Origin of the sequence: Rubrobacter aplysinae, from assembly GCF_001029505.1 — a bacterium.
Taxonomy (GTDB): Bacteria; Actinomycetota; Rubrobacteria; order Rubrobacterales; family Rubrobacteraceae; genus Rubrobacter_A; species Rubrobacter_A aplysinae.
The window spans coordinates 21,151-40,272 of the sequence record NZ_LEKH01000003.1 but is presented as its reverse complement, the minus strand read 5'-3'; the positions used below and the strand labels follow the sequence as shown (position 1 = coordinate 40,272).

Genomic DNA, 19,122 nt, shown 5'->3' with positions numbered 1-19,122 from the left:
CTTGAAGGTCCGCGTCATGGTGCGCCCGAAGGAGGGCATCCTGGACCCGCAGGGCGAGGCGGTGCGCCGGGCGCTGCCCGCGCTGGGCTTCGAGGGTGTGAAGTCCGTCCACGTCGGCCGGTTGGTCGAGATGGAGGTCGAGAGCGCCGAAGAGGTCGAGGGTATGTGCCGCCGCCTGCTCGCAAACCCGACTATAGAGGAGTACGAGTGGGAGATCGTCGAGTAGGTAAGTCAGGGGCGTCGCGTTGAGGGTCGGTGTCCCGATCTTTCCGGGCTCCAACTGCGACCGCGACGCGCTCTCCGCCCTCGAACGCGTCGGCGCCGAGCCCGTCGAGCTGTGGCACGCCGACGCCGACCTCAAGGGAGTTGACGCCGTCTTCGTCCCCGGCGGCTTCTCCTACGGCGACTACCTGCGCCCCGGCGCAATAGCTCGTTTCTCCGGCGTCATGGGACCGCTAGAAGAGTTCGCCCGCGACGGCGGGCCCGTTATAGGGGTGTGTAACGGCTTCCAGGTCCTCGCCGAGGCACATCTACTTCCCGGAGCATTGTTGCAAAACAAGAGCACGAGGTTCGTGTGTACCCGGACCCGCGTACGGGTGGAGAGCGTGGAGACGCCGTGGACGGCCGCGTGCGAGCCTGGAGCGGAGCTCACGCTGCCGGTGGCGCACAACGAGGGCAACTACTATGCCGACGCGGAGACGCTGCGCGCGCTGGAGGAGGAGGGCCGGGTGGTGTTGCGCTACCTGGAGAACCCGAACGGCTCTGCGGGAGACATAGCCGGGGTGTGCAACGAGGCGCGTAACGTCGTCGGGCTGATGCCGCACCCGGAGAGGGCCTCGGACCCGGTGCTCGGTCTGGACGACGGGCTGTGTATCCTGCGCTCCATTCTGCAGGGGGCGGCGAAGGCGGGCGCGGGTGTCTGAGGGGGCGGGTGTGGAGGAGACTTACGCGGCGCTCGGGATCTCGGACTCCGAGTACGAGCGCATCCTGGGGCTCCTCGGGCGGGAGCCGAACTTTCTGGAGCTGTCGCTGTTCAGCGTGATGTGGAGCGAGCACTGCGGCTACAAGAACTCGCGGCCGCTCCTGAGCCGGTTTCCGAACGAGGGCGAGCGTGTGGTGCAGGGGCCGGGCGAGAACGCCGGGGCCATAGACATCGGCGAGGGTTGGGCCGTGGCGTTCAAGATGGAGAGCCACAATCATCCGTCGGCGGTCGAGCCATATGAGGGGGCGGCTACCGGGGTCGGCGGCATCATCCGCGACATCCTGGCGATGGGGGCTCGGCCGGTGGCGCTGATGAACTCTCTACGGTTCGGCGAGCCGTCGGAGGGGCGGACGGAGTACCTGTTCCGGGAGGTGGTGCGCGGCGTCGGCGGGTACGGGAACGCCGTCGGGGTACCGACGGTGGGCGGTGAGATCGAGTTCGCCCCCGCCTACTCCGGCAACCCGCTGGTGAACGCGATGTGCGTCGGAATCGTGCGCTCGGACGGGATCGTGAGCGCCAAGGCCAAGGGGCCGGGCAATGTCGTAGTGCTGCTCGGCTCCAAGACCGGGCGCGACGGCATCCACGGCGCGACGTTCGCCAGCGGAGAGCTTTCGGAGGAGTCGGAGGAGAAGCGTTCGAACGTGCAGGTCGGCGACCCGTTCGCCGAGAAGATGCTCATCGAGTGTTGTCTGGAGCTACTGGAGCGGGAGATGCTGGTGGCTCTGCAGGATCTCGGGGCGGCCGGCATCACCTCCAGCGCCTCTGAGATGGCCGAGCGCGGTGGGGTCGGGATAGAGATAGAGGCCGACAAGGTGCCCCGGCGCGAGGAAGGGATGCAGGCTTGGGAGGTCATGATCTCCGAGTCCCAGGAGAGGATGCTCGCGGTCGTGGAGCCCGCCAGGGCGGACGAGGTGATACGTCTGGCCGAACGCTACGAGCTGCTCGCCACGACGATAGGTCGCGTAACCGGCGACGGTGAGCTGCGGGTGCTGGACGAGGGGATACGGCGCGGCTCGGTCCCCGCCGAGGCTCTGGCCGACGCCCCGGCCTACGAGCGCGAGATAGTCCGCCCGGCTTACCTGGATGAGGCCCAGAAGCTGGACGTACAGGAGATACCGCCTCCCGAGGACTACGACGCGGCTCTACTAAAGATGCTCGCCCACCACAACCTGTGCTCGCGGCGGTCGGTGTGGGAACAGTACGACCATCAGGTCGGCACCGATACCGTGGTCCTGCCCGGAGCAGACGCGGCCGTGATGCGGGTAAAAGCCACGGGAGGCGGTACCCGGGGCTTCGCCATCACCACCGACGGGCGCGGGCGGCTGTGCTACCTGGACCCGCATCGTGGCGGGGCCGCGGCCGTCGCCGAGGCTTACCGCAATCTCTCGGCGGTCGGCGCGGAGCCCGCCGCCGTCACCGACTGCCTGAACTTCGGCAGTCCCGAGAAGCCGGAGGGATACTACCAGCTGGCCGGGTGTATAGAGGGTATATCCGAGGCATGCGAGGGGTTCGGGACGCCGGTGGTGAGCGGGAACGTCAGCCTGTACAACGAGACTTCGATGGGTGAGATCTACCCGACCCCCGTGATCGGGATGGTCGGCGTAATGGACGACGTCCGCCGCCACGCCACCCCCGCCTTCAAGCGCGAGGGCGACGCCGTGTACGTGGTCGGTGGCTTTCGGCCCACGCTCGCGGCCTCCGAGTACCTGGAGATCTTGCACGGCAGGGTAGCGGGCGAGGTGCCGCGGGCGGATCTCGCCTCGGAAAAACGTACCTGTGACGCGGTGCGGCGGGCGGTGTCCGCCGGGATCGTGGACACCGCCCACGACCTCTCGGGCGGCGGGCTGGGCGTCGTGCTGGCCGAGATGTCCCTGGCGGGCGGTCTCGGCGCAGAGGTTTCGCTTCTGCCGGGGGCCCGCATGGACGTGGCGCTCTTCGGGGAGTGCGGGGGCAGCTTCGTCATCGCCGTGCCGGAAGAAAAGACCGGGGACTTCGAGGGTGCGATGCGGGGGGTGGATCACTCGCGGGTCGGGAGCACCGGCGGTAGCCGGCTTTCCGTGGCCGGGCTCGTAAACGTGCCGGTGCAGGAGCTCGCCGGAGCACATGGGAGGGATCTTTTCGCCGGTGGTGGATGATACCTGTGTGCGAAAGTAATATAGTTACGACGTTCGGTTCAGTGTAGTAGATCCTCTGGAGTAGAGATCCCGCGATGGTAGATCCCGCCGGCAGCGTTACCAGCGAAATCCCAGACATTACGGACGAGAAGCCAAAGGAGGAGTGCGGGGTCTTCGGTATCCGCTCGCGGGAGCTGGCCGGGGAGCTGGCGCAGCGGGTGTACTTCGGGCTGTACGCGCTGCAGCACCGGGGCCAGGAGGCGGCCGGGATAGCCGTCTCCGACGGTGAGAGCACGCTGGCAATGCGGGACACCGGCCTCGTGAGCCGCGTCTTCGACGAGTCGCGGCTGCGGTCGCTCGAAGGCGGGCATCTCGCGCTCGGGCACGTGCGGTACTCCACGACCGGATCCGCCTCGTGGGAGAACTCCCAGCCGGAGTTTCTGGGTCGGGGGGAGAACAACGTGGCGCTCGCCCACAACGGCAACCTGGTAAACGTGGCCGGGCTGCGCTCCTGGCTCGTGGCCGAGGGGTTCGAGTTCAGGTCCTCCTCGGACACGGCGCTTATTGCGGCGAGCGTAATGCGCGAGCTGGAGCGCGAGACTTTGCCGGTCGGTGAGGCCGTGCGTCTGGCGATGCGCCGGATGGAGGGGGCGTACTCCGTTGGGATGGTGATCGGGGAGAAGCTGGTGGCTTTCCGCGATCCGCACGGGTTCAGGCCGCTGTGCCTGGGGCGCGTGGAGGGAGGATACGTCGTGTCGAGCGAGACGTGCGGGCTGGACATTATCGGGGCCGAGTTCGTGCGCGACGTGGAGCCCGGTGAGATCCTGGTAGTGGACGACGAAGGGCTCACGAGCTACAGGGTCGAGGCGCCGGAGAGCCGTCATGCGCTGTGCGTCTTCGAGTACGTGTACTTCGCCCGCCCCGACTCGCACATCGCGGGCCGGGAGGTCGCCGGCTCCCGGGAGAGGATGGGGGAGATCCTGGCCGAGGAGTCCCCGGCCGAGGCGGACGTGGTCATCCCGGTCCCCGACTCCGGCATACCGGCGGCGGCCGGGTACTCTAAGAGAAGCGGCATCCCCTTCGCCGAGGGCCTCATAAAGAACCGCTACGTCGGGCGTACCTTCATCCAGCCGACCGAGGGGATGCGCCAGCTCGGCCTCAGGCTGAAGCTCAACCCGCTGCCCTCGGTCATCCAGGGCCAGCGCGTCGTCGTGATAGACGACTCCATCGTGCGGGGCAACACCTCGCGCAAGCTGGTCGAGCTGCTGTTCGAGGCCGGGGCCAGGGAGGTTCACTTCCGGGTGTCCTCGCCGCCGGTGATCGGACCGTGCTACTACGGGATAGACATGGATACGCCGGATCAGCTCGTGGGCGCGAACTACTCGGTAGAGGAGATCCGGGCCCAGCTCGGGGCCACGAGCCTGGCCTATCTCTCTACCGACGGCATGGTGGCCGCCACCCGGCAGGAGAAGGGACGTCTGTGCCGGGCCTGCTTCGATGGCGAGTATCCGACCGGAGGCTCATCCAGCAAGCACGCGCTCGAAGGCGTAGCGGGAGCCTCCGGTGCTCCCGTATCCGGCGCACCCGTATCCGGCGCGGTGCGCCGCTAGCCGGGGCCACTTGAGCGCCGGCGACAGCCCCCGGGACAGCTACGAGAAGGCCGGGGTCTCCATAGACCGCGGGGAGCGGGCGGTGGAGCTCATGAAAGAATCGGTGGCCGCCACCCACGGGCCGCGGGTGGTCTCCGGCGCGGGCGGGTTCGCCGGGCTGTACAGTCTCGCGGGCTACACCGACCCCGTGCTGGCCTCGACCATAGACGGCGTCGGGACGAAGGTCATGGTCGCCCGCGAGACCGGGCGCTACGCCTCCATCGGGACCGACATCGCCAACCACTGCATGAACGACGTGCTCGCCACGGGCGCCCGTCCGGTGATGTTCCTCGACTACGTCGCGAGCGGCAGGCTTGACCCGGAGGCGGTGGCCGAGGTGGTGCGCGGGGCCGCCGACGCCTGCGGCAGGCATGGCGTCGCCCTCATGGGCGGGGAGACGGCCGAGATGCCCGGGCTCTACGGCGACGGCGACTTCGACGTGGTCGGATGCTGTATCGGGGCCTGCGAGAGGACCGAGGCGCTGGACGGGTCCGGTGTCAGACCGGGGGACGAGATCGTCGGGCTCGCCGCGAGCGGGCTGCACACCAACGGCTACACCCTGGCCCGCAAGGTCGTCGCCGACGCCGGGCTATCCTGGAAAGATCTGCCAGAGGCGCTGGGCGGGCGGACGCTCGGAGAGGAGTACCTGGAGCCGCACCGGGCGTACGTGCGGGAGGTCGAGACGTTGCGCGGGACGGTGGAGGTGCGCGCGCTGGCCCACGTAACCGGCGGCGGCATCCAGGGCAACTTGCCCCGCGTCCTGGGCGGCCTCGGGGCCCGGATACAGACCGGGAGCTGGGAGGAGCCCGGCGTGTTCGGGATGATACGGTCGCTCGGGAGAGTCCCCGAAGCGGAGATGCGCCGGGTCTTCAACCTCGGGGTGGGGATGTGCGCGGTGGTGCCGCAGGGAGAGGCCGGGCGGGCCGTGGAAGCCCTAAGGTCCTCTGGCTGCCGCGCCTGGCGTATAGGCGAGGTACTCGCGGACGCCGGGGTGGAGTTTGTCTGACTTCTCTGATCGGTCTGATGCGCGCGGGCTCCGGCTGCCGGAAGGCTGCCGGATCGCGGTGCTGGCCTCTGGCGGGGGCACGAACCTGCAGGCGCTCGTGGACGCCTACCCGGAGGAGGTCGCGGTCGTCGCCGGGGACCGGGCCGGGGCGTACGCCTTCGAGCGCGCGCGAACGGCCGGGATACCCGTCGAGCACGTCGCCCCGGACGGCTCCGGGAACCGGGAGGGGTACGACTCAGAGCTTGCGGACCGTCTCGCCCGGTACGACGTAAGCCTCGTGGTCGGCGCGGGATACATGCGGTTGTTGTCCGGAAAGTTTCTGGCCCGGTTTCCGGCCACGATCAACGTCCACCCCTCGATGCTCCCGGAGTTCAAGGGCCTCGGGGCGGTAGAGCGTGTCCTGGAGGCGGGGGTGCCACAAACCGGGGTGACGGTACACTACGTCACCGAGGAGGTGGACTCCGGCCCCGTTATCCTCCAGGAAGGCTTGTCGGTACGCCCGGACGACACCCTGGAATCTCTGATGGAGCGGATACGTCCTGTAGAGCACCGGCTGCTGGTCGAGGCCGTACGGATGCACTTCCGGGAGCGGCTTACGGACGGGCCTCCAGGCTAGCCGGATAGTCGGCTCGTGGGTAAGGCTTCCGGGTAAATTACGCGTCGAACGAAGGGGAAGGGAGAGGATTTGCAGGGTTCGCAGGGCGTAAGCACCATGAGGCGCCGGGCTCTGGTCTCGGTGGCCGACAAGACGGGGGTGGTCGAGTTCTGCCGGCGGCTTTCGGAGATGGGGTTCGAGATCATCTCCACCGGCGGCACCGCCCGGGAGCTTTCAGAAGCCGGGATGGGAGTAACGCCCGTGGAGCAGGTCACGGGCTCACCGGAGATACTCGGAGGCCGGGTAAAGACGCTCCACCCCCGCATACACGGCGGGATCCTGGCAGACCTGGAGAGCCCGGATCAGGTCACCGAGCTCGTGAGCCACGACATCGCCCCCGTGGACCTGGTCTGCGTCAACCTGTACCGCTTCGAGCAGGCGGTCGCCGCCCCCGGGGTGGAGGAGAAGGAGGCCATCGAGAATATAGACGTCGGCGGCCCGACGATGCTGCGGGCGGCGGCAAAGAACTTCCGCTCGGTCACGGTGGTGCCGGGGCCTGACCACTACGATGAGGTCCTCTCAGAGCTCTCCTCCGAGGGTCACGTATCGGAGGAGAGCCGCCGCGCCCTCGCCCTCGCCGCTTTCCGCCGCACCGCCGAGTACGACGCCAGCATCTCGGGCTGGCTCGCGAGCGGAGAGAGAAACGACGGGGACGGAAACAACGGGAACGGTGGAGACGGGGAGACCTACGCGTTCCCCGAGCGCCGCACGGTGGAACAGGAGCGGTTCATGCCCCTGCGCTACGGTGAGAACCCGCACCAGGATGCCGCCTACTATGCCGACGCGGGCGGGGAGCACCTGCTCTCCGGGGTGGAGCGGCTCGGTGAGCGCGAGCTCTCCTTCAACAACCTCTACGACGTGGACGCCGCGCGCTCGGTGCTCGCGGACCTTACGGAGTGGGAGCCGGATGGGGCCGCCGCCGTGATCGTCAAGCACGCCAACCCGTGCGGCGCGGCGGTCGCCGCCGGGGTCTCCGAGGCCTACCAGTGGGCCTTCGACGGCGACCCGGTCTCCGCGTTTGGTGGCATCGTGGCGCTCAGCCAGGGCGTGGACGCGGATCTCGCAGAGGGGATCTCCCGGGTCTTTACCGAGGTGCTGGTGGCCCCGGAGTTCAGCCCCGCCGCCCTGGAGGTGTTCGAGGCCAAGCCGAACATGATACTGCTCCAGGCCGGGCCGCTCCGGAGCCCCCGGCTCTCTGCGAAGCCGGTTACCGGGGGCCTTCTGGTACAGGAGGGTGACCGGATAGAGGACGGCTCGGATTACCGGGCGGTGGCGGGTGAGCCTTCCGAGGCTCAGATGCGCGACCTGAACTTCGCCTGGCGGGTGGCGCGGGGCGTCAAGAGCAACGCCATAGTGCTGGCGAGCGGCGGGGCGACGGTCGGGATAGGAGCCGGACAGCCCAGCCGGGTCGACTCCTCGAAGATCGCCACCCGAAAAGCCGGAGACGCCGCCCGCGGAGCCGTGGCCGCCAGCGATGCGTTCTTTCCGTTCGCAGACGGCGTGGAGCAACTCGCAGACGCCGGTGTCACGGCGGTCATACAACCCGGCGGCTCCAAAAGGGACGAGGAGGTGATCTCCGCCGCCGCCGAGCGCGGAATAGCGATGGTATTTACGGGCCGGCGTCACTTTCTGCACTAGGATTGGGAGCTATGGACTCTGGAAGCGGAAACAGCCCCCGGATCACCCGCGTAATAGACGCCGCCGAGAAGGTGGTGTACTACGTCGCCGCCCTGTTCCTGGTGGCGATGATACTGCTGGTGTTCGCCGCCGCGGGCAAAGAAGTGCTCTCCGTGGTCCAGAACGGCCTCCTGAAGACGGCGCTAAACGTGCTCGACAGCGTGCTCCTGGTATTCATCTTCGCCGAGCTCCTCTCCACCATAAGCACCATCGTCAGGGAGCGGGAGATAGTGGCCGAGCCTTTCCTGCTCATCGGGATCATAGCCGTCGTAAGGCGCATCCTGGCCGTGACCGTCTCTATAGAGCAGAGCCTCGGCACGCCGGAGTTCCGGGACCTCCTGATAGAGCTCGGCGTGCTCACCGCGCTCGTCGTCGCGCTCTCGGCGGCGCTGTATTTCAACCGGAAGGCCAACAGGGAGTCCCTGAACGGGGCGTAGAGAGTCGTAGAAAGCCCGCTCCCATTTGATAAACTCTCGCCGGAGTAGAGTGGCGTATTGAGCTTCGGGCCAGTAGCTCAGTGGTTAGAGCAGGGGACTTTTAATCCTCGTGTCGAAGGTTCGATTCCTTCCTGGCTCACAGGCGGCCGGGTGGATACCGCCGTAGCCTGTTAGAGTACCGTCACACGCGTCGTGCGCGCCACAAGCACCACGAGCGCCATACGGGCCCCCATCGTCTAGTGGCCCAGGACACCGCCCTTTCAAGGCGGCGGCACGGGTTCGAATCCCGTTGGGGGCACCACGGCGGCCGAATACGAGGGCGATTAGCTCAGCGGTAGAGCGCTTCCCTTACAAGGAAGATGTCGCTGGTTCGATTCCAGCATCGCCCACTCCATAAAGCAGATAGGTAAAGATTTCCTTTCTCTCGGAATCTTGTTCTCAGAATCCCGCCACTAGCGCCTCGACCCCGGAATTGCTCCGTGACGTGCCGCTGTTTGCGAGGCGGTGACGGTCAATTTACGGTCACGCCATCCATCGAGGTTCTGAGCCTCCGTTCGTAACCTCGCCACGCGCGTAGCGTGTAACTCCGCCTCGCCCGCCACTGTAAGAGCGCCCCACGGGCTGGACGCTACCGGCGTACGGGTCTACTATAACGATTCCGAAGATACCGTCCTGGATAGACACTGAAAGCCACGGCAGAGGATTTCCATCCGGGGAAATCCTCTTGGAAGGTGAGAGTTTGAGGGGGGATGTATTGAGTCGGCCCACGTTCTGGTGGGAGAGCGGGGTGGTGTACCAGATCTACCCGCGCAGCTTCATGGACGCGAACGGCGACGGGGTGGGAGACCTGCCCGGCGTGGTCTCGAAGCTCGACTACCTGCGGTGGCTGAGAGTGGACGCCGTCTGGCTCTCTCCATTCTACCCGTCCCCGATGGCGGATTTCGGCTACGACATCGCCGACCACTGCGGCGTGGACCCACTGTTCGGAGAGCTCGCAGACTTCGACGAGTTGCTGGAGGGCGCTCACCGGCGCGAGATACGGGTGATCCTGGACTACGTGCCGAACCATACCTCCGACGAGCATCCCTGGTTCGTGGAGGCCCGTTCCTCCCGGCAGAGCCCGAAACGGGCCTGGTACATCTGGGCCGACCCGGCCCCCGGCGGTGGGCCGCCGAACAACTGGGAGAGCATCTTCGGCGGCGGGTCGTGGACCTGGGATGAGGCCACGCGGCAGTACTACATGCACACCTTCGACACCCGCCAGCCCGACCTGAACTGGCGCAACCCCGAGGTCCGGGAGGCGATGTACGGCGTCCTACGATTCTGGCTGGACCGCGGCGTGGACGGCTTCCGCATAGACGCGCTCTCCTCGCTGTTCAAGGACGAGGGGCTCCGGGACAACCCGCCAAACCCCGACTGGAGAGCGGGAGACCCGGCCTCCCAGCGCCAGCACAGGGTATACACCGACGACCAGACCGAGGTGCTCGACGTGGTGCGGCGGATGCGGAGCATAGCCGACGAGTACGAGGGGGACAGGGTGCTCATAGGCGAGCTCTACCTGCCCCTGGGGCGTCTGATGCGCTACTACGGTACTGAGCTCGACGGGCTGCACCTGCCGTTCAACTTCGGCCTCGTCCAGATCCCGGAGTGGAGCGCCGGGGCCCTGGAATCGCTCGTCGAGGAGTATGAGGCCGCGCTCCCCGAGGGGGCGTCCCCGAACTGGGTGCTCGGCAACCACGACAACCCGAGGCTCGCCACCCGCCTGGGACAGGCCGGGACCAGGGTCGCCCAGATGCTGCTGCTAACCCTGCGCGGCAGCCCGACCTGCTATTACGGAGACGAGATCGGTATGATGGACGCCGAGATCCCACCAGAGATGACCCGGGATCCGCAAGGCATCCACACGCCGGAGTACAACCGCGACCCCGCGCGCACCCCGATGCGGTGGGACGACTCGCCAAACGCCGGGTTCTGCCCCCCCGACGTCGAGCCCTGGCTGCCGCTCCCCGAATCGGACTCGGCCAACGTACGCGCCCAGAGCCAGGATCCGCGCTCCACGCTCTCCCTGGTACGGCGCCTGATACACCTCAGACACCAGACCCCGGCGCTAGAGGCGGGCTCCTACCATCCACTGAACGTCGGGGCGGACGGGATCTTCGCCTACGTGCGCGAGTGCGGCGGCCAACGGGTGCTGGCGATCTTCAACCTCGGCCCGGAAGCCGCGACCCTGGATCTCAGCCGATCCGGGCCATCCGGCGAGGTGCTCTGCTCCACTCACCTGGACCGCGACGGAGAGGTGGGCCTCAACAGCCTTGGCGTAAGGCCGGATGAAGGGCTATTGGTCTCGTTATCCGGCATCTCTGCATAGCCCCCGAAGGGCGGCTCCCAGGGCAGTCGGACCTCTCTACTACAAAGTGCTGCAAAGGTTAGCAAAGCCGCAAACCGTCTGATACACTCCTCCTCGCGCGGGGGCGTAGTTCAGTTGGTCAGAACGCCGGCCTGTCACGCCGGAGGCCGCGGGTTCGAGTCCCGTCGCTCCCGCCCGCCCGGTGGCTCGGGTCAAAGAGCCAGATGAGACGGCGGGATAGCTCAGTAGGTAGAGCACGTGATTGAAGCTCACGGTGTCCACGGTTCGAATCCGTGTCCCGCCACTTAATTAATCCGCATATCTAAGGGGATTATAGCGAGTTTCAAGGAGTCCCGTCTTGGTAGCTGAAAGAGACTTGACTCTAGTTTGACTCTAGCGAGTGGGTAGACTGGCTCTACAGCTTGGTTGCGAGGATTTTTGCAACTTCGCTGCCCGATAAGAGCCTCAGAAAGGAGAGGGCAGTGAGTGACGACAAGCGGATCTTTATTGCGTTTGCCATTGAGGACAGGAATTCTCGTGACTTCTTAAAAGGGCAGTCTCTTAATACGAATTCCCTCCCTAACTACATAGATATGTCGGCTAAGGAGCCGTGGGATAACTCATGGAAGACAAACTGCCGCACTAGGATCAAGGGCTGCGATGGGGTGATCGCTCTGCTCAGTAGTAACTCCATGAGTTCGGACGGAGAGAAGTGGGAGATCACCTGTGCAAAAGACGAGGGTGTACCTCTAATCGGGGTCCACATACACTCCAATGACTCGTCTTCTCCCTCCGAGATGAACGGGGTGAAGAAGATCAAGTGGGATCAGAGCGACATAGCGGAATTCATAGACGGCTTGTAGCAGCTTGACTGAAGGAGCTCACGAGGAGAGCGGAGAAGACCTTGGCTCGGAGCAATCCGCTGAGCTAGAGGGAAGCGCTCCTCTCTCGGCGGAGTATATGGAGTTGTACAAGCTGGCAGTGGAAATGACGGACAGAATGTCCGCTCGTCGGGTAAGCACAAACGCTTTCTTCGTTACTGTCAACACCGCATTGTTGTCCTTCTTGGGTGTGGCTGAGCTCCAAACTGTATGGCCAGTTGCGGTAGCCGGGATCATCGTGTCATTTACTTGGGCTCTTCTTATTAGGAGCTACAGAAATCTAAACGCAGCAAAATTCACGGTCATAAATAACGCTGAGCAAAAACTACCTCTCAAGATTTACTACGATGAGTGGCAGATAATTAAACAAGAGCATCCAAAGAGATGGCGCAACTTCATACAGCGATATTTAGAGTTTACTGTCGTAGAGACTCTCGTTCCGTTGGTTTTCTTGCTCTTGTATTTAGCTGTTCTCTTTCTCTAAGTACGTAGGTTATAGTCTTAGAAGATGAATTACATAGATCAAATAGCCGAGCAGATTAAACAAGCACTCCCTAAGGATCTCTATCCTAACGAAGACTCAGAACTCCTGTTCCGTTTATATGCTGTTCTTGCACTGACTCTAGGCCAAAAGGTGGAAGCTAAGGATGTGCATGATGCTTGGTCCGCGTGGATGAGCCAGAGTAATCCCGCCCACGAATCTATAGTGCCTTTCGCTAATCTATCGGCCAATGTACAAGCTCAGGACGAGCCTTTTGTAGACGCTATAAGAAAAGTATCCGCAAGCTAATCTCGTCTGTAAATGGCTATGTCAAAGACTGCTAAAGCAGAAGCAGGGTAGCCTCCACTCTAACAAAGCGTGGGGAGTTATCTTAGCGCCTAGTCCATGGTGGCTGCGGTCTCGCCGTCCATGCCTGTTAGGATTACATTCACTTCTTTGGTTTGTTTATTTGGCTAGCCGAGTAGTGGGGTCTTTGTAGGGGAGGAGAGAGCTATGCAGGCTTCGACAAAGCAGACGATTGAGAATCTCCGTAACTTTGTGGCATACGCGCATAGCCTGACTGGAGACGAGAAGGGCGAGGCTCCTGTCTTCTGCGAGCGCCTGTTTAGAGCGTTCGGGCATGAGGGATTGAAGGAAGCGGGGGCTATCCAAGAGTACCGCATCCGACATACCGGGAAGAGTACGAAGTTTGCTGATCTCCTGTGGCGTCCGCATTTGCTATTGGAGATGAAAAAGCGTGGAGAGAAGCTAGAACGGCACTATCGTCAGATCTTTGAATACTGGCTACGTCTAGTACCGCAGCGCCCCAAATACGTCGTGCTTTGTAACTTTGATGAGTTTTGGATCTACGACTTCGACAAGCAACTAGAAGAGCCGGTAGACAAGGTGCTCCTTGAAGAGCTACCTAATCGCTATATGGCTCTGAATTTTCTCTCTGCCGACCCAGATAAGAGAAGACCGCAGTTTGGTAACGACCGTGTAGCGGTAACGCAGGCTGCTGCTGACAAAGTGGCTCAGGTCTTCAACTCTCTAGTAAGCCGAGGTGAAGAGCAGAGCGAGGCGCAGCGGTTCGTGCTCCAATGTGTAGTGGCTCTATTCTCTGAAGACTTCGATCTTTTGCCCAGAGGCTTCTTTACCGAGATCATAGAGGACTGCCGCAACGGGCAGAGTGCCTACGATCTTATCGGAAACTTGTTCCGACAGATGGGAACTCAGTCCCCGGCGAAGGCCGGGCGCTACAAGGGAATACCTTATTTTAATGGCGGTATCTTTCAGGTTGTAGAGCCGATGGATCTGAACTCTGAAGAAATCGAGCTGTTAGCGGAGTCAGCAGCCGAGAACTGGGGAAAGGTGCAGCCTCAAATCTTCGGCACGCTTTTTCAGAGCAGTATGGGCAAAGAAGAGCGCCACGCTTACGGTGCTCATTTCACGAGCGAGGCAGATATAGAGAAGATCATTACACCCACTATCGTGCGCCCGTGGCGGGAGCGTGTGGAAGCAGCCGACACTCTTAGGGAGTTGCAGTCGCTCAGGCGAGAACTTCTGGAATTCAAGGTGCTGGACCCGGCTTGTGGAGCGGGAGACTTTCTGTACATCGCCTACCGTGAACTCAAGCGCATCGAGATAGATCTACTCGCGAAGATACACGATAAGTTCTCTTCTCAACAGGCTCAGGCTTCTGTTCTGAGTCCACGACAGTTCTTCGGAATCGAAAAGAATCCCTTTGGAGCGGAGCTAGCAAAGGTTACGATGGTACTCGGTAAAGAGCTTGCGTTGAAAGAAACGCAAGACATGCTCAAGGAGCAGCATATAGATCTGCCGCTGGACTTCGACGCGCCGCTGCCACTGGATAATCTTGAGCGAAATATCATTTGTGACGACGCCCTTTTCCACGAGTGGCCCAAAGTCAACGCCATAGTGGGCAACCCTCCGTATCAATCCAAGAACAAGCTGCAAGACGAGTTTGGCGCGGCCTATGCGAATCTTGTGCGTAGCCGCTACCCCGAAGTGTCTGGCAAGGCAGACTACTGTGTGTACTGGTTCAGGAAAGCTCACGATGAGCTTGCCGCCGGTCAGAGAGCAGGGTTGGTCGGGACTAATACTATTCGCCAAAATGATTCTCGTGAAGGCAGCCTCGACCATATCTCCCAGAATGGTGGAACTATCACCGAAGCAGTCTCTACTCAGGTGTGGTCTGGGGAGGCCGCAGTCCACGTCTCTATCGTGAATTGGATCAAAGGTGAAGAGTCTGGCACGAAGCGTCTATACAGGCAGCTTGGAGACAGACGGGATAGCAACTTCGAGATGGTGGAACTGGACCATATAAATGCCGCGCTTTCTGGCAAGTTTGACGTGACGAGTGCAGAGAAGCTAGTGACCAACGCTGACGCGCCCGCTTGCTATCAGGGACAGACTCACGGCCACGAAGGGTTTTTGCTCACTCCCGACGAAGCGCAGCAGATGATCGAACACTCATCCGAAAGCTCCGAAGTGCTATTTCCGTATTTGATCGCGGATGACTTACTTGGAAATATACCTCCGGCTCCCCGTCGGTACGCAATAGACTTCCATCCACAGGATCAGCTATCCGCTACGAGGTATTCCGAGCCTTTTGGCAGGCTCAAAGACATGGTGCTGCCCGCACGTCAAGAAAAGGCTGATAAAGAAGAACGGCGCAATAAGACAACATTAGCGGAGAATCCAAAGGCCAAAGTTAACAAGCACCACCGTAACTTTTTGAATAGGTGGTGGCTAATGTCCTATGTGCGGGAGCCGTTGATCCAAAGGGTTAGCGAGATGACCCGTTATATCGTCTGTGGACGCGTTACTAAGCGTCCGATCTTTGAGTTTGTAAGCAGTAATGTGCGGCCTAACGATGCTTTGCAAGTGTTCCCGTTGCCGGACGACTATTCTTTCGGCATCCTCCAATCTGACATTCACTGGCTGTGGTTTGTGGAGAGGTGCTCTACACTGAAAGGAGACTTCCGTTACACTTCTGATACAGTCTTCGACTCTTTCCCTTGGCCCCAGCAACCCTCAGTAGAAAAGATAGATTCTGTTGCGGAAGCAGCGGTTTCTCTCCGGGAACTGCGTCGGTCTGTTATGAGCAAAAATAGTTGGAACTTCCGGGAACTTTACCGTACTTTAGAATTACCCGGAGCTAACCCGTTGAAAGAAGCTCACACCCGACTCGACCAAGCGGTGAGGGCAGCCTACGGCATGGACCGGCAAGAAGATCCTCTCACGTTCCTGTTGGCTCTGAACGGCAACCTTGTTGAACAGGAGAAGGAAGGCCAGCCTATTACTGGCCCCGGCCTCCCTTCGAGCGTAGACAAAGATAGCCATCTTGTCACTGCTGACTGCATAACCACATACGGTTGGACTACGTAGAGGTACAGCGTCTAGCCTAGCGCCTCATCCATCGCGGAGGCCGTACCTCCGTCCATGCCGGGAATCACGTGTGAGTAGGTGTCGAGCGTGAGCGTTATGCCCGCGTGTCCTAGTAGCTCTTGAACGTACTTGGGGTGTACGTTGCGGGAGAGCAGGAGCGTAGCGCACGTGTGGCGGAGATCGTAGAGCCGGAAGGTCTCGGGAAGCTCCGCCCTGCGTAGATGCTTCTTGAATGTCCGGCTAAGGTTGTGGCGGTTCATAGGCGTACCTACTTCTGAGGGAAACACGAGACCGTAATCTTCCCAGAGACCAGCCTTCTCTATTCGTTCCTCTAGCTGGCGCTTGCGGTGCGCCCTGAGAGCGGAAACGGCAGCGGCGGATAGCTCTATACGACGGCGACTTTTGGCCGTCTTGGGCTCGTTCATCTCACCGCTATCCGAGAGTGCCCTGTTTACTCTCGCTGCGGCGGTGTCGAGGTCTACATCCTCCCAACGTAGGGCGAGCATCTCGCCGGGCCTCATGCCAGTGTGTACCGCCACGGTGTAGAGAGGTTGTATTCGCTCCCCCTCCGTAGCCGCCAGTAGCGCTCGAACCTGAGCGGCTGAGAGCGGGTGTATCTCGTCCTGCACGAGCTTCGGAGGATCAACGGCGTCTGCCGGGTTGCGGGGTACTCTTTCCATCCTAACGGCATCTTTGAGCGCCTTCTTAGCGATGGTGTGCATGTACTGAACACTCCGGGTAGATAGCCCGCTATCCAGCTTCTGGCGGTAGAGTTGCCGGAGATGATCTGGCTTGAGCTTCGAGAGCTTCACATACCCTACGCCGGGTACGAGATGATTATCCACCATTCGCTTGTAGCTGTCGTACGTAGACCGGCGCACCGTATCCCGGACACTATCGGTAAGCCAGCGGTTGAGATATTCCTCGACTGTGACATTCTCCGAGTCGAAGACTAGCCCCGAGTCCCTATCGGCCATAGCCTTAGTTAGCTTCTCAGAGACTTCAGCCCGAGTCTTGCCATACACGCTTCTCTGCTTGGGGCCATCCGGAGTCTGTACGGTGTAGCGCCCGTACCAACGCCCGTCTTTCCGCTTCGAGATGGTTCCCTCATTGTTGCCACGTCTCTTACTCACGCTGCTCTCCTCTTAAGATAACTGCCCTCTACAGAAGCCGACTAGGAGACTCAACGCCCAACTACGTCGCGGACAAGCCTTGCTCTCGTGCGTACCTCTCGACAGATGCGGAATCCACAACTAGAACCCCGCGCCCGCCGGGTGCATCCCGGCCCACGTGCGCGGCTCTCAGTCTCTGATCTTGAGTGAGCCTGTAGGTCTGCTGGCGGGTCATCCCCAGCCTGTGCGCAGCCTGCGACACAGTTAGCCAATGCTCCTCAAGCTCGCTGATCTTGATCGCCACCTCTGTCTCCTTCTCGGGGGAGGGCCGAAGGGTGTAACCCTTCGGCCCGGATACCCCACTCTCTTAATCAACGTCCTTGCCATACAGAGCGTGAGCTTGGCGCTCCGCGTCGCGCCGCTCGTCTTCGGTGAGGCCGTACCCGCGAGCCTCCACCATCCCACTCTCCGCGCCTTCGAGGTAGGCCCGGATAAGCCTTTGCTCGTGGGTGGTGTATTCAGCGACCGGTTCCTGTTGGATGCGCGGCTCCCGCGCTAGACTCTGCTCGATCACAAGATCCCCCTTGTGGTCCGGGCCTCGGGACGTTGGCGCGTCGCCGGGGCCATCTTTATGTGACTAAATACATTCTAGCACATAATCGTACATTTGCAACATTAGATAGGGCTCGAAAATCTCGCGTATCAGCTGAAATCTCAGGCTGTACTGGAGCTTTTAGTCCATACTACTACCACTATTCGGGGATTTGGACGTGAGTATATTGGCCTATAGAAGCCATACCCACACCTCCGAAATGCGCGTGACGTTTTTCATATTTAACCGGACATTTGAAACATACAAGAGGAGGGGCCGAACTCTACGCGATTGCCCTTTCACCCATGCCCATTCGTATAAATCATTGGCAACCGTTAGATAAAGGGTAGGCAAAGGTTAGATAAAGGGTTTCTCGAACCCTCATATAAACTCCCTTACCCTAGAACCTCACGCCGGGCAAGGGAAGGTTCTATACCCTCCCGTATGCGGCGCTGGACGCGAGCAACTTCGTCTGCGGTCAGCCGTCTCCCGTGGTCGGCGGTGCTATTGTCAGGGTAACTGGTAACTTCGGTAACCGAGTAACTCGGAGTGCCGCTAACCCTGTCCTCGCTCGGATTTTGAGCGTTACCACTAGAGTTACCGGGTTCTGGCTCAGCGTTAACTGGCTCCCGTAGCTCGGTTACCGGGTTACCAAGGTTACGGGTTACCAAGGTTACGGGTTACCGGATAGTACCGTCCGCTATCCGAAGTAATTTGACCATCGCGGCTCATGTTCCAGACGAGCTTCTTCGTGGAGTTTGGATTTCTATCTGAAGCGTCAGCGATCTCAGTAGGCGTCATGCCTGCGGGAGATTCCTCCAATACTCGGAGAATCTCGGTTCGCTCCCGGCTAATGCGGAACTCTTCAGCATCTCCGGCGAGTGTCCAACTACAGCTTTCGGAGTCCCACATCAGGGCGTGCTCGGCAGGTTCCTCTATGTCTCGCCCGTCCACGTGTAGGTAAGCCTCACTACGACCACGGTCACGCTTCAATACAAGCATGCCGTCTGCCGCGCCTGAGAGTCCGGTGGAGCCGCTGATCTCGTCTAGCGGATCATTGGCCTCGGCCTTTCGGAGATGGTGGACCACCAGTGCTGCCACGCTATGCTTCGCAGCGGCTTCGTGCAGGGCTTGTAGAGCGCGATAGTCGCTCGCGTAGACAGCCTGACTGGCCGCAGCGTGAGGTCTAACCTTCTGCAGTACGTCTACGACCACGAGCCGACACTGAGGATGGTCCTGCAGCCAGTTATCGAGGTCTTCCGCGCCGCCATCGTCCATCGTTCTCCACGATGTAGCCATATGTAGGCCCCCCGGCGGATCGTCACCACCTAGGAGTTTAGAGAGCCGCTTCTGTAGCCGCCGTTGGTTATCCTCAAGGGCCATATACAGACACTCACCGCGCTCTACCTGCCGTGCTCCTAGAGCCAGTCCACCAGAGGCGACGGCGAGCGCGAGGTTGAGGGATAGCCACGACTTACCTAGCTTCGGCTTGCCAGCTAGTATCGTTACCCCTTCTGGCAACAGACCCGGCACGCACCATTGCACAGGGGGGAGATCCATGGCCATGAGTCCCACCGCACTAAATGTCGCCGCCCCGCTGTGCGTGCTCTCGTAAGCGTTTTGGAAGCTATCGTAGGGGCTCATACACACCTCCTCGCCGCCCCGCCGGGACGCATAATGAGAGCAGCATGGTTTTGGTCGAGCATCTCTATCTCGGCGTATCCACGCCACCCAGACCGCTCACTGTGTAAACGCCTTACGGCGTCTTGCTGGCGAAG

The 19,122-nt window shown here is 61.6% G+C and carries 17 protein-coding genes and 5 tRNA genes; 18 read left to right on the top strand and 4 right to left on the bottom strand.

What is annotated here, in order from left to right; translation table 11 throughout:
- The first annotated feature begins 1 nt into the window (after position 1).
- The 18 genes from purS (at position 2) to ABD53_RS04110 (ending at position 15,640) form a co-directional block, all read left to right on the top strand.
- Positions 2-226 (top strand): phosphoribosylformylglycinamidine synthase subunit PurS, encoded by a 225-nt coding sequence (gene purS / locus ABD53_RS04190; RefSeq protein WP_047864518.1) that lies wholly within the window; start codon positions 2-4, stop codon positions 224-226.
- A gap of 19 nt (positions 227-245) precedes the next feature.
- Entirely contained in the window at positions 246-923 is a 678-nt protein-coding gene (gene purQ / locus ABD53_RS04185) for a phosphoribosylformylglycinamidine synthase subunit PurQ (protein WP_047864517.1), read from the top strand.
- Positions 916-3,117, top strand: coding sequence for a phosphoribosylformylglycinamidine synthase subunit PurL (gene purL / locus ABD53_RS04180; protein ID WP_235401328.1), 2,202 nt, complete (start codon positions 916-918; stop codon positions 3,115-3,117). The genes purQ and purL overlap by 8 nt, the downstream gene beginning before the upstream one ends.
- 74 nt (positions 3,118-3,191) lie before the next feature.
- The gene (purF, locus tag ABD53_RS04175) at positions 3,192-4,706 is read left to right on the top strand and encodes an amidophosphoribosyltransferase (protein ID WP_047864516.1); all 1,515 of its coding nucleotides are present in this window, start codon (positions 3,192-3,194) and stop codon (positions 4,704-4,706) included.
- Between the two features lie 10 nt (positions 4,707-4,716).
- Positions 4,717-5,751: a phosphoribosylformylglycinamidine cyclo-ligase gene (purM, locus tag ABD53_RS04170; protein WP_047864683.1), complete on the top strand. Its 1,035-nt coding sequence runs from the start codon at positions 4,717-4,719 to the stop codon at positions 5,749-5,751.
- Complete coding sequence (gene purN / locus ABD53_RS04165; protein ID WP_047864515.1) at positions 5,744-6,367, top strand: phosphoribosylglycinamide formyltransferase; 624 nt, start codon at positions 5,744-5,746, stop codon at positions 6,365-6,367. Before purM ends, purN begins: the two co-directional genes overlap by 8 nt.
- Positions 6,368-6,463: 96 nt before the next feature.
- The gene (gene purH / locus ABD53_RS04160; RefSeq protein ID WP_047864682.1) at positions 6,464-8,044 is read left to right on the top strand and encodes a bifunctional phosphoribosylaminoimidazolecarboxamide formyltransferase/IMP cyclohydrolase; all 1,581 of its coding nucleotides are present in this window, start codon (positions 6,464-6,466) and stop codon (positions 8,042-8,044) included.
- An 11-nt stretch (positions 8,045-8,055) separates the two neighbouring features.
- Positions 8,056-8,520, top strand: coding sequence for a phosphate-starvation-inducible PsiE family protein (locus tag ABD53_RS04155; protein WP_047864514.1), 465 nt, complete (start codon positions 8,056-8,058; stop codon positions 8,518-8,520).
- 66 nt (positions 8,521-8,586) lie between these two features.
- Positions 8,587-8,659 (top strand) — tRNA-Lys (locus ABD53_RS04150).
- An 86-nt stretch (positions 8,660-8,745) separates the two neighbouring features.
- Positions 8,746-8,821: transfer RNA gene (locus ABD53_RS04145), tRNA-Glu, on the top strand.
- A gap of 16 nt (positions 8,822-8,837) precedes the next feature.
- Positions 8,838-8,909: transfer RNA gene (locus tag ABD53_RS04140), tRNA-Val, on the top strand.
- A 428-nt stretch (positions 8,910-9,337) separates the two neighbouring features.
- Positions 9,338-10,888, top strand: coding sequence for an alpha-amylase family glycosyl hydrolase (locus ABD53_RS04135; protein WP_047864681.1), 1,551 nt, complete (start codon positions 9,338-9,340; stop codon positions 10,886-10,888).
- 99 nt (positions 10,889-10,987) lie between these two features.
- Positions 10,988-11,061, top strand: a tRNA-Asp gene (locus ABD53_RS04130).
- Between the two features lie 37 nt (positions 11,062-11,098).
- Positions 11,099-11,171 (top strand) — tRNA-Phe (locus ABD53_RS04125).
- Between the two features lie 178 nt (positions 11,172-11,349).
- Complete coding sequence (locus tag ABD53_RS04120; protein ID WP_047864513.1) at positions 11,350-11,730, top strand: TIR domain-containing protein; 381 nt, start codon at positions 11,350-11,352, stop codon at positions 11,728-11,730.
- 4 nt (positions 11,731-11,734) lie between these two features.
- The gene (locus tag ABD53_RS04115; protein ID WP_152670568.1) at positions 11,735-12,232 is read left to right on the top strand and encodes a RipA family octameric membrane protein; all 498 of its coding nucleotides are present in this window, start codon (positions 11,735-11,737) and stop codon (positions 12,230-12,232) included.
- A gap of 24 nt (positions 12,233-12,256) precedes the next feature.
- Entirely contained in the window at positions 12,257-12,538 is a 282-nt protein-coding gene (locus ABD53_RS18085; protein WP_456114847.1) for a DUF7701 domain-containing protein, read from the top strand.
- Positions 12,539-12,742: 204 nt separating this feature from the next.
- A complete protein-coding gene (locus ABD53_RS04110) occupies positions 12,743-15,640 on the top strand; it encodes a class I SAM-dependent DNA methyltransferase (protein ID WP_047864511.1) in 2,898 nt (965 codons plus the stop codon).
- Positions 15,641-15,651: 11 nt separating this feature from the next.
- On the opposite strand, the gene ABD53_RS04105 is transcribed toward ABD53_RS04110, so the two are convergent.
- The 4 genes from ABD53_RS04105 to ABD53_RS04090 form a co-directional block, all read right to left on the bottom strand.
- On the bottom strand, positions 15,652-16,617 hold the full coding sequence (locus tag ABD53_RS04105; protein WP_235401321.1) for a site-specific integrase: 966 nt from the start codon (positions 16,615-16,617) through the stop codon (positions 15,652-15,654).
- Positions 16,618-16,834: 217 nt separating this feature from the next.
- Positions 16,835-17,014: a hypothetical protein gene (locus ABD53_RS17915; RefSeq protein WP_407690103.1), complete on the bottom strand. Its 180-nt coding sequence runs from the start codon at positions 17,012-17,014 to the stop codon at positions 16,835-16,837.
- 105 nt (positions 17,015-17,119) lie between these two features.
- A complete protein-coding gene (locus ABD53_RS04095) occupies positions 17,120-17,326 on the bottom strand; it encodes a hypothetical protein (RefSeq protein WP_047864508.1) in 207 nt (68 codons plus the stop codon).
- Positions 17,327-18,001: 675 nt separating this feature from the next.
- Positions 18,002-18,988 (bottom strand): AAA family ATPase, encoded by a 987-nt coding sequence (locus tag ABD53_RS04090; protein ID WP_053057662.1) that lies wholly within the window; start codon positions 18,986-18,988, stop codon positions 18,002-18,004.
- Positions 18,989-19,122 lie beyond the last annotated feature (134 nt).

What these genes read in the sequence shown, in the direction of transcription:
- purH (WP_047864682.1), top strand. Translation starts at nt 6,464, where the DNA reads ATGAGGCGCCGGGCTCTGGTCTCGGTGGCCGACAAGACGGGGGTGGTC.
- ABD53_RS04090 (WP_053057662.1), bottom strand. Translation starts at nt 18,988, where the DNA reads ATGAGCCCCTACGATAGCTTCCAAAACGCTTACGAGAGCACGCACAGC.
- ABD53_RS04155 (WP_047864514.1), top strand. Translation starts at nt 8,056, where the DNA reads ATGGACTCTGGAAGCGGAAACAGCCCCCGGATCACCCGCGTAATAGAC.
- purF (WP_047864516.1), top strand. Translation starts at nt 3,192, where the DNA reads ATGGTAGATCCCGCCGGCAGCGTTACCAGCGAAATCCCAGACATTACG.
- ABD53_RS04105 (WP_235401321.1), bottom strand. Translation starts at nt 16,617, where the DNA reads ATGGCCGATAGGGACTCGGGGCTAGTCTTCGACTCGGAGAATGTCACA.
- ABD53_RS04135 (WP_047864681.1), top strand. Translation starts at nt 9,338, where the DNA reads ATGGACGCGAACGGCGACGGGGTGGGAGACCTGCCCGGCGTGGTCTCG.
- ABD53_RS04110 (WP_047864511.1), top strand. Translation starts at nt 12,743, where the DNA reads ATGCAGGCTTCGACAAAGCAGACGATTGAGAATCTCCGTAACTTTGTG.
- ABD53_RS18085 (WP_456114847.1), top strand. Translation starts at nt 12,257, where the DNA reads ATGAATTACATAGATCAAATAGCCGAGCAGATTAAACAAGCACTCCCT.